This window comes from Terriglobales bacterium (genome assembly GCA_035764005.1).
Taxonomy (GTDB): Bacteria; Acidobacteriota; Terriglobia; order Terriglobales; family Acidobacteriaceae; genus Gp1-AA112.
Map to the genome: position 1 here is coordinate 150053 of DASTZZ010000111.1, position 10310 is coordinate 160362.

Genomic DNA, 10310 nt, shown 5'->3' on the forward strand with positions numbered 1-10310 from the left:
CACTCTTAACCCGCGAATGGGGCAGCAGAGTCAAATAAAATAGAAACAATGCGATTGGGTCGATTCATCCTGGCTTTTTTCGTCTGCATTGCCTCAGTGATGGCGCACGCCGATGCCCCTGGCTTTGACCTCGACGGTCCCAAACTCGACGTGCATGTCGAACGTGCAGGCAAGACTCTTCCCATCTCCCAGGTGCCGAATCTCGAAGCGGGAGATCGTCTGTGGCTGCATCCAGATTTTCCCGAGAGCCAATCGACTCACTATTTGCTTATCGTTGCCTTCCTCCGTGGCGCTACCAATCCTCCTCCAGATGAATGGTTCACGAAAATCGAAAGCTGGGACCGTGCTGTCCGCCAGGAAGGCGCCTTTGTAGTAGTACCCAAAGAAGCGGAGCAGGCCTTGGTCTTCTTCGCTCCCGAAACGGGAGGAGACTTCAGCACCTTGCGTTCGGCGGTCCGTGGACGCCCCGGCGCTTTCGTCCGCGCAGCGCAGGACCTTCAGCAGGCCGGCCTTGACCGCATGCGCCTCGATCGCTATCTCGACGAGATCAAGTCGATTTCCGAATCGAATCCCTCGGCTTTGCAGCCCGAATCGGCTCTTCTGGCGCGCAGCCTGAAAATCAAAGTCGATCAGCAGTGCTTCGATAAGCCCGCCGAGCAGCAAGCTGCGTGCCTCACTCAGCATAAAGACGATCTTGTGCTCGATGACGCCCACAGCCAGTCGATGGTTGCGCAACTCGCGAATGGCGCGACAGCCGACCTGATGAATCAGCTCAGCTATTCCCGACTTGGCGGCGGCGGGGCTTACAGCGCCTATGTCGGCGCGGTCGTGGATCTCGCGCGCATCATGAGCTCCATCCACACCGCGCAGTACGTCTACATTCCCGCTTTGGCAATTCCCGAAAAGGAATCCCTCGACCTCAAGCTGAATAATCCACCCTCGTTCCGAAAACCGCAGTCGGTGCTGGTGGTGGCTCTTCCGCCCGTGCAGAAGGCACAATTTCCGCCGCTGCAGCCGATCGACGCCAAGCAACAGTACTGTGCGGAGGCGCCTTCACTTCTGCTCCCCACTCAAGGCGCCCCACTGGTGTTCGCCAGTAATCTTGCACATGATTTGACATTGCAACTGCAGGACAAGCACGGCAAGGCATTCCACTTGCCGCTGCAGACCGATCCCGCCAAAGGCGGTTTCGTCGTAGACACAACGAGAGTCGAGCCTTCTGCGCTGAATCCCGAGATGACTGCAAGCGTCGTCGGCATGTGGGGCTTCGATCATTACCGCGGTCCGCAGTTTCAGTTGAGAAGCTCGCGGTCGCAACCGTGGCGAGTCGAATCGAACGACGCTCTATCTTTGGTCGTCGGACGCAACGACAAACTGCATATCGATGGCCAGGATTTAACCTGCGTGAGCAGCGTAACTGTGCGCGACGAATCTGGTAAAACCACGAATGTCACGTGGAAAGCGATTAAACCGGAGGAGATGGAGCTGGATGTCCCTCTCACCGATTCCAAACCGGGAAAGCTTACCCTCGAAATCGCTCAGCATGGATTGAAAAAACCGGACCAGGTCACGGTCCAAACTTATTCCGAGGCAGCGCAGTTCGATCGCTTCACTCTGAACGCGGGCGACAATGCGGGACAACTCGAAGGCAAGCGTCTTGACCAGGTTGCGGCGCTCGAACTCTACGGAATGAAATTTCGTCCTGGCGCTTTCCATCGCGACAATGGACACGATGACCTCACGCTCGTCACCGAGTCCAACACCGCAAATGTGAAGCCTCAGGCATTCACTGCCAGCGTGACACTGAAAGACGGCCGCACCTTCTCGACGATCGCTACGGTGCTGCCGGCGCGTCCTCGTGTTGCACTGATCAGCAAAGGCGTGCAGGAAGACGAAGGGTCTCCACAGACAATTCATCTCGGCAATCCTGACGATCTGCCTACTACGGGCCGCATCGTATTCTTCGTGAAAGCTGTGTCGCCCGAAACATTTCCTCGTACGCAGAAGATCGAAGTTGCTGCTGCCGATCAGTCGTTCAAGACAGTGCTCAGTCTGACCGACGGAACGCTCGTTCTGCAGGACGCGCAAACGGCGTTAGGTGTGCTCGATCCTGCGAAGACCTTCGGTGCCTCCGCTTTTGGTCCGGTGCGTTTCCGCGCCGTCGACGCAAACGGCACTGTAGGAGACTGGCAGAATCTCGGCACTCTGGTTCGCCTCCCCGCTTTGAAGGAAATTCGTTGTCCAGTGGCGACGGCGAAGAATTGTGTCCTGACGGGCTCAGATCTGTTTCTGCTCGCGGCAGTATCGACCAGCCCGGATTTCGACGATGACGCGCAAATTCCAGACGGCTTCACCGGTACCACGCTCGAAGTCCCACGCCCGGGAGCCACATCCAGCACGCCGCTGTATTTGAAGCTGCGCGACGATCCTTCGGCTGTGCAGAGCGTAAGCTTACCCGTAATCCGCGGAGCGGCGACGGCAAGCGCGAAGCCACTTCCATAATGTGAATCCGGGCACTCGTCCGGGCTTTCGGGCTACTGGGGGCTTCCTCCAGCGTTCTGCGCGACTTCGTTGGTTTGATTGATGCGTACCAGATTGGGAATCATCGGCGTGACCTCAAACGGCAGTTTGTCACGTGCGGACAATATCGCCTCCGGCTTGGCTTTTTTCAGACTGACGTGATCATTCCAAGGGTCCAGCTTGATACGGCTACCAAGGGGGAGGGCGGCGATCTGATGAATGTCTGTCACCTTCAGCGCTGGAGCCCTCTGAATAAGCGACTCCATCCGCAGCACGTCGCCGCCTTTGGCCATCTTGTTTCCAAAATTGGGACTGATCAGCCAATGCAGCTCGTCGGAGTGCGCCTGCAGCGCGCGCAGGAAAAGTCCGGCGTTCGCGAGCTTGTCCTTGTAAGGTGAATTGCGCAGCAGTTCAACGGCTTTCTTGTCGGCTGCGTCTTCGTCAGTTTCATTGCGCTCCATGCTGATCTTCTGCATTACGTCTTCATCGGGAAAGATGAGCCGGTCACTGAATGCATATTTCGTGTTCACTGAATGGCCGAGAGCAATGTGCGCCAACTCGTGCGAGATCGCCATCGCGAGCGAAGCCTCATCCGGCAGCACGTCGAGCAATCCACGACTCAGCACGATGGTATTGCCGACCGTGAATGATTCAAGAGGAGTAGTGAGCAGCACGCGGCAGCGCACTTCAGGCTGGATGTTCAGGTTGTTGGTGATCTCCAGATTATTCGCCACAGTCTCCAGCACTTTGCTAACCTCGCCCGCGGGCGCCAGCACTCCAGCGCGCTCCATACGATCGAGCACGTTGTCTTCGGCTTCGCGCTGCCACTTGTGGCGACTCTCCAGCGGACTGACCTCGTTGGCGCTGTCGCCACTTCGATCACTCACGTCTTTCACCGCTTCCACCTGCATGTCGGTAAATTCGGTCTGCTGGCCTGAGTGCTTCAAGTCGTATCCCCAAAGACGCGTCTGGCCCTTCATGTCGATCTTGCGGACAAGGTCGTACTTCACATCGGCATCTTCGGTATAGACGAACGCCGGCAGCCATAGGCCCGGCTGCATGTTCGTACGCCAGCTATCGAAATGGAAGTAGATGTCGCGGTTGCGCTGCGGCTCGTACGTGCCGTTGATGCGAACGATGTTGTGGTCCTGGTCCTCTACCCATATGCGGCCGACGAAATGCACGCCTTTCATCTTCTTGTACGGCACTACGTCGAACACCAGAGTGCGAACGTCCCCGAGAAACTCTTGCCGCTGATATCGGAGGTCATAGTTCTGCTTGTTGAAGCGGTCGTTGAGGAAGACGAGCTGCATGAATCCCTTCGGCAGGTAATTCATCTTGTAGAAGCTGTTCAGCCGATCGAGCACCCGGGTAAATATCCCGACCTTCTTCTTGTCGAACGTTTTGTCGTTGATTCCATGCTTATCGAGAACCAGACGTCCGAGAAAATACCTGTCGCTCACCGGCACGTCGCCGAGTTCTTCATCGGGCTTCGTGTTCTGGATGTAGGTCTCAACCAGCGGCGTGTACTTGTGCATCGTCTCAACGAGCTTTGCCTCACGAACGAAAATGCTGTCGATGACGGCATCGTTTGCAGATCGCTGCGCAGCTGCCTGGGGAGCTGAAGGCTCCGACGCCGCCAAAGCGAGCGGCGCCGTGAGCGCGATCGCTACGATCCAGATCTTTCTAGCCAACCACATAATTCCTCCCAAAATGAAACATCATTCCGCCAGGGCGAAGACGATGTGTACTACCGCGTTAGAGTCGTAAGGCTGTCCATCTCTTTTCGCGGGATTGAAACGAATTTGCTGCGCTGCGCGCTGCGCGGATTCATCCAAGCCGTGTCCCAGGCCTTTAACCACGCGCAACACGCGAATCTGTCCTGAAGCACCGAACATCACATCGAGCAGGACTTCGCCTTCGATATGCATCTGCCGCGCTTCCGGTGTGTACGCCGGACGTGGCTTGGAGAGAATCTCCACCGGAGTGGAATCGGCCACGTGCAGCGGCTTCTTCGCGCCCGCTTGTGCGACGGTCGCAGCTCCAAATCCGCCGGTGCTCACGCCGCCTTTGGGCGCGCGATCACCGGAACCGTTCCCGGCCATGCCATCGCCGAAGCCAGCACTCGCAACCACTCCTGGTTTGCCGTGAGATCCGCCTGCGCCGTTTCCGTTTCCTGGTCCGCTCGGCAGGTCGAAAGCCCCGACTGAGGCGGCGGTCAGCTTCCGTTCCTGATTGGACTTCCCTGCTACTCCGTTGGGATCGCCAAAGCCTCCAGTCTGCACCTCGCGAACAGGAGCTTTGATCGTCGGCTTCGCTGAGCTGCCGGAATCGAACATTCCTTCGACAACTTTCTTTTCGGGAACCGGCTTGGGCAAAACAGGAGCAGGCGTTGCTGTGGCGATCTTGGGCGGTTCCGGAGCCGGCGCGGGCTTCACCGGAGGCGCTTCCATTTTGGGAACCACTTCAGGAGGCGGCGGAGTCAGCTTCGGCTCTGCTCTCAATTCCGCCAGCACCTTTGGCGGGGGCGGCGGAAGCGGTTTCACGATTACCGGCCGCTCCGGACTCGGCGCAATCAGCGTTATCGATTCGTGCTGGGGCGCCATGATCTGCACATGCTGCGGTAGCCAGACAGCAACTCTGACAAGAAGGATGAGAGCAGCCACATGCAGCAAAAGGCTCGCGCCCATGCGATTCCATTTTCTTGGAGCGCTTACCTCGACAAAACGCGGTACGGCACTGTTCGCCGCTCTGGGTCGCGGCAATTCATGGATAGTTGCGACGCCGCTCCGATGCAGTTCTGCCGTTTCATCTTCGAGCGGTTGGAGATTGCTTCGTCTCACCCTTGCTCCTGCTGCATCTAGCGTCTTCGGATCGCACGGAGCGAATGGACACCCGCGCATTCACATGCATTCGGCCACTTGTCTCCAAAGGAGAACTCCGGATGAGCTCTGCCGGGCAGAGACTCCCCTTCGCAGTAGAGACTCACCGTGGTACGGATGAGGGCGTCAGCACGAGTGTTGCTCACGGTGCCACTTTTCACGAATCAGCAACTCTGCTTTGGCGCAGGTGGCGACCATGTTCAGGAGACAACGGAAGCCGCTTGGTTCGGCCCTTACTCTGCCGAGGAGCTATTTACCTCGTTGCCAATAAGCGGTGAAGAGCACGCGCGGCGTTCGGCATCCAGACCGGCTTCGTACATGTTTCAGAAAGGCCCACCGCCAGCCCTAGTACATCACCGGGCTGCTCAGATTCCCAAATGGGAACATGACGCAGGGCATGGTATCGCTGGGGTCGCAGAAACACGTTGTCGACAATTGCCTACGAGGCAGCAAACCTCGTTTACTTTCAGTTGCTCTAATCCACCGTATCTTTGTTGCTGCTCGGTGTATCGGGGAGTGGCGGGAAGTGCGTGGCATGGGGACTCGGAATTTCGCACTATTGTTCGTTCTAAGCGCCTGTTGTCTTTTCCTCATTGGATGTGATCGCGGGCTTACAGCAAACAACCTGACCACTCAGCCGGGAGCAAATTCCACTTCCAATGCGGCCCCACCGAATAGCGCTACGAACCCAGCGAATCCGAGCGGACCCTCCAACTCAACGCCACCCGTTCAGCCATCGCAATTTCTGTATGTGGCCACTGACAAGATGACGACGTTTCCGTGTTGCGGAAGCAGCCACGAATCGATCTTGCAGGCGTTCAAAATAGATCCTCAAACCGGCGCGATCGCGAATGTCGGATCCATCCAGACAGATCCCGCTCCGCAGAGCATGGTGCGGTCCCCATCTGATCTTTCGTTCTATGCGGCGGGTGACCACAGCGAACAAGCCATTGGTTACAACGTTGACCCAACCAGCGGGATGCCGCAAATCGTATCTACCGGGCATCCCTTCGATATGGGCATATCGAGCGCAATTACTCCAGATGGGAAATTTGTATTTGTATTCACCGGCGGGATCGATAGCTATTCCGCCTCCATGGGCAGTCTGAGCATTGTTACTCAATTTCCGCCTTCGGGGACGCCTCTAATAGCCGAAGGACTTTTCGGACGCGGACTCGTCGCTCCCAACGGAAAATTCCTATTTGCCATAGCCGGGGAAGGAACATTCGGGAACTACTTCAACCGAATCTTTACATTCTCGATCAATGGCGATGGAACCTTTACTAAGAGTTCTACCATCGATGTTGGGCAGGCTGGCCTGCAGGCTATAGACGCATCTGGCAATTACATCTACGGCTTTGACAATGCCAGCACCGCGCTCCACATCTATCAAATCGATCAGAAATCGGGTGGGATTGCAGAAGCTTCTAGCTCACCAGAGGTTCTCCCTATACCTTCCGCTGGGAAGATTGTTGTCTCGCCTAAGAATATCTTGTACGTAGCGTCACGTTCCGTATTGGCTGCTTATGCCGTCAACGGAGCTACCGGGGTTCTAACACTAATGGGCACTGCTCCGTGTTCCAGTTCTTCTATAGACATTTCCATGGATCGTTCAGGCAGGTTTATTTATGTTGCAGACTACGTCACATCCAGCATTTTTGCCTTCTCCATAGACGAAAGAGGTGTTCCGCATCCGGTCCAAGGATCCCCTTTTCCGATCATTCCAGATTCCGGTCACCTGACCGCATTGCTGGCAGATTGATGTCTCGGTCGGCGGTTTGATCTCTCCATCGGACCACCTTCCTGCTGTGCTCCAGATTTTTCAGGGAATCCCGATACCGCAACCTTACTGCTTCGCCTGCGCAACCGTGGAGGACTGAACGTAAGCTTGCGCAGTCTTGATCTGCGATAGATCGGGATCGGCGTGGGACCACGCATCGAGAAACTCGCGGTAGGCCTTCGATGCTTCGGCGTGCTTGCCTTCTTTTTCCCAGGCGTTGGCGATTCCATAGAGCGCGAAACCCGAGTGGGGACGTTCTTCGAGATCCTTTTTATATGCGTCGCGCGCCTCCTGATAATGTCCGGCGCGAATCAGGGCAGCTCCCAATACTTCTTGCGGAGGACGCGAATACTGCGGCGGCTCGGAGTAGCCGAGTTCCTTTTCTTCTTTGACTGCGCGCTCCAGCAGCTTGCGTCCTGCCTCAAGGCTTCCTTTTCCCATATCGGTATCGCCACGCAGCTCCAACGATGCCGTGCCTAGAATCTTCACTACACGATCGCGCCCGTGCTTGTTGTTTTCGTCGACATCCTCGTTGGACAGACGCCATAGCAGCGCATCGAGAACTCCAGCCTGGTGTTCAGCTTCCTCAGTTTGGCCCGACTCGGCGGACTTCATGCCTTTGGCATATGCGAGCAAACCATCGCGGTAATCGCGAACCCATACGCCGAGTTTTGAATCGGGAACACCGAAGTGCAGAGGATTTCCGATCGCTGCATCCCAGTCACCGAATCGGATTGCTAGGCGTGTTGCCGTGGTGCCGATTTGCAACACGTAGAAGTTCGCAGCTCCCGAGTGTTCGGGATCGCTGTATGAGCCTTCGAGCAGCTTTGCGTACTGCTGTGCCTCCTGCCGGCGACCTTCTTCTGCGCAATCGGCGATCAAATAAGCAATGTTGTGTACGTAATTCCAATCATCTTTTTCCGCGACGTGCTGTGTGTCCATGTAGGTACGATCGACGTGCATGGCGTCGAGAAAACTTTGGCGTGCGCGCTCGTAATCTCCCACGCGATAGAAGATGTGGCCGGGCATGTGGACCATGTGTCCGGAAGCGGGAGCGAGCGAGGCGAGGCGCTCAGCGCTTTTGATGGCCCACTCCGGATGACTGCCCTCGACAGCATGGATCCAGTAATGGTTGGCCGCGGCATTGTCTGGGTGTTGATCGAGAATTTCGCGGAGTACTGACTGTCCGTAAAGGGAGCCTGGACGAGGATCTCCATCGTTTGTGTAGCCGTGGCTCAGCGACAGACCGTAGAAGAGGCGCGCCTCCAGATCGTCGGGATAGCGATCGATCAGCGCCTCCATGTCTTTTGCGTAAGCTGCTTCAGCGTCGTCATCTTTCTTCTCTTCTCCTGCAGCATCCGCGCGGATGTAACGTTGTTCGTGATCAGTAGCTTTCGCCGCCAACTCTTGAGCCTTCTTTAATTCCGCTTTTTGCAGATCCTTCTCGCCGCCACGGCTGTCGAGCGCGCGCGCTAATCCCCAGTGGCACATGGCGCAATCAGGATCGAGACGTACGGCCTGCTCAAATGCGCGCAAAGCTTCGTAGTCCCAGAAACAATGCAGAGCCGCCAGGCCCTGGTCGAACCATTGCTGCGCCTCCGGAGAATTTGTCGTGATCGCGATGTGCGCATGGCCGAGCCCATCCATATGCTTCGGCGCGGGCAGCTTAGCTAACTGAAGGCGCACATCGGTCGGATCGGCGCTGTGCTGATGCTGGGCAAAGGCGAAGCTGGCAATCAGGAGGACAAGAAGACGTCGCATACGTATCGCGACTATATGAGAAGCTGTTGGGAAGCTCAAGGAATGGACAGAACCGCCGCCGGTAGGCGGTGGGCCGGAGATGGCCGAATGGCCAGCTCCGGGCAGCACGATAGCGCCTCATCCTTCGAGAATCGCAGCCGCAACACACGCGGCTGCCCCACCGCCTACCGGCGGCGGTTCTGTTATCGCACTACATGCAACATTCGTTTCCAGCGGGTCTGATCAAGGAAGTGCAGGGCCACATGTCCGTAGAACGCGACGCGATCGCCCGCGGATGTTTTTTCGTACTGATTCTCAGGTGTTTGGAACGACCAATAGATAAAGAGCGGTCTTCCGATGATGTTTTCTCGCGGGATTGTGCCGAAGTAGCGGCTGTCGTGACTTACATCGCGGTTGTCCCCCATGACGAAATAACGGCCGGGAGGAACGACGATGTCTTCACCTTGCCGAATTGGCCAGCCTGCGATCACCTTTTCGCCGGCCTGCCATGGAGGAATAGAAGGAAAGTTGTCCCGATATGGAACGTAATCGCCGACGCTGTGAATGACATACGGCTCTTTCAGAGCTTCGCCGTTGCGATAGACCACTGCATCACGCAGGTGTATGCGATCTCCAGGAATGCCGATCACGCGCTTCACGAGGTGCAGGTCCGGGGTCTCAACAGAGTAGAAGACGACGATGTCACCTCGCTGAATCGGCCGGCTATGCTCGAAGAATGCCCACGAGGTTGGCGGGGCGATGGTGATCCGATCGACAAAGACATGATCGCCCACAAGAAGCGTGTTCTCCATCGAGCTGGAGGGGATCTCGAAGGCTTGAATGTTGAACGCGATGATGAAAAGAGCCGTGGCTAAGACCATCGCCATGGAAGAGAGTGCTTCCATGCGAGTTTCTTTCTTCTTTTCAGGCTTGCTGGAGTTTTGCGCCTTCGTCTTCAGTCTGATTCGCTTTACGCGTTTCATGGCATCCGCCTCTGAAAGCAGTATGCAGCATATAAGGTGTTTTCGCTTTCCGTGGTCACAAATTAGGTGCTGCCAAAAACAGGAATGTTGCCGCCCAGAGATCTGTCATCCTGAGCGCCTCTTTTGCGCGAAGGACCTCCCGGAATGCTTCAGACTGAAATGCGCTCGCCAGGCTCTTCCCCCTAAAATCCAGGATTTCTGGTGGAGGAGCCACGCAGGCGGCACTTAAATCCTAAGCATCGCGGGAGATCCTTCGTCCGCCTAAGGCGGACTCAGATGTGATGAAAACGGGTGTGCCTCCTATAGGGTAGACGTGCTCGAAGCACAAGACCCATTTCAGGAGGCACCGATGATCCACGTAGGAGTAGATCTTCACCAGAGATTTTGTTACATGACGGCGTTAGA

General features: G+C 56.5%; 6 protein-coding genes. 2 read left to right on the forward strand and 4 right to left on the reverse strand.

Annotated elements, in window-relative coordinates; all coding sequences use genetic code 11:
- Nucleotides 1-48 precede the first annotated feature (48 nt).
- Entirely contained in the window at nt 49-2502 is a 2454-nt protein-coding gene (locus tag VFU50_18730) for a hypothetical protein (GenBank protein ID HEU5234900.1), read from the forward strand.
- 32 nt (nt 2503-2534) lie between these two features.
- Here the strand turns inward: VFU50_18730 and VFU50_18735 are convergent, their stop codons facing one another.
- On the reverse strand, nt 2535-4220 hold the full coding sequence (locus tag VFU50_18735) for a M48 family metalloprotease (GenBank protein HEU5234901.1): 1686 nt from the start codon (nt 4218-4220) through the stop codon (nt 2535-2537).
- A 21-nt stretch (nt 4221-4241) separates the two neighbouring features.
- Entirely contained in the window at nt 4242-5363 is a 1122-nt protein-coding gene (locus tag VFU50_18740; protein HEU5234902.1) for an energy transducer TonB, read from the reverse strand.
- An 847-nt stretch (nt 5364-6210) separates the two neighbouring features.
- On the opposite strand from VFU50_18740, the gene VFU50_18745 reads away from it, so the two are divergent.
- Nucleotides 6211-7164: a beta-propeller fold lactonase family protein gene (locus tag VFU50_18745; protein ID HEU5234903.1), complete on the forward strand. Its 954-nt coding sequence runs from the start codon at nt 6211-6213 to the stop codon at nt 7162-7164.
- Between the two features lie 84 nt (nt 7165-7248).
- Here VFU50_18745 and VFU50_18750 read toward each other — a convergent pair whose 3' ends face one another.
- Together VFU50_18750 and lepB are read right to left on the reverse strand one after the other, a co-directional pair.
- A complete protein-coding gene (locus tag VFU50_18750; protein HEU5234904.1) occupies nt 7249-8943 on the reverse strand; it encodes a tetratricopeptide repeat protein in 1695 nt (564 codons plus the stop codon).
- A gap of 182 nt (nt 8944-9125) precedes the next feature.
- The gene (gene lepB, locus VFU50_18755) at nt 9126-9905 is read right to left on the reverse strand and encodes a signal peptidase I (protein HEU5234905.1); all 780 of its coding nucleotides are present in this window, start codon (nt 9903-9905) and stop codon (nt 9126-9128) included.
- Nucleotides 9906-10310: the final 405 nt, after the last annotated feature.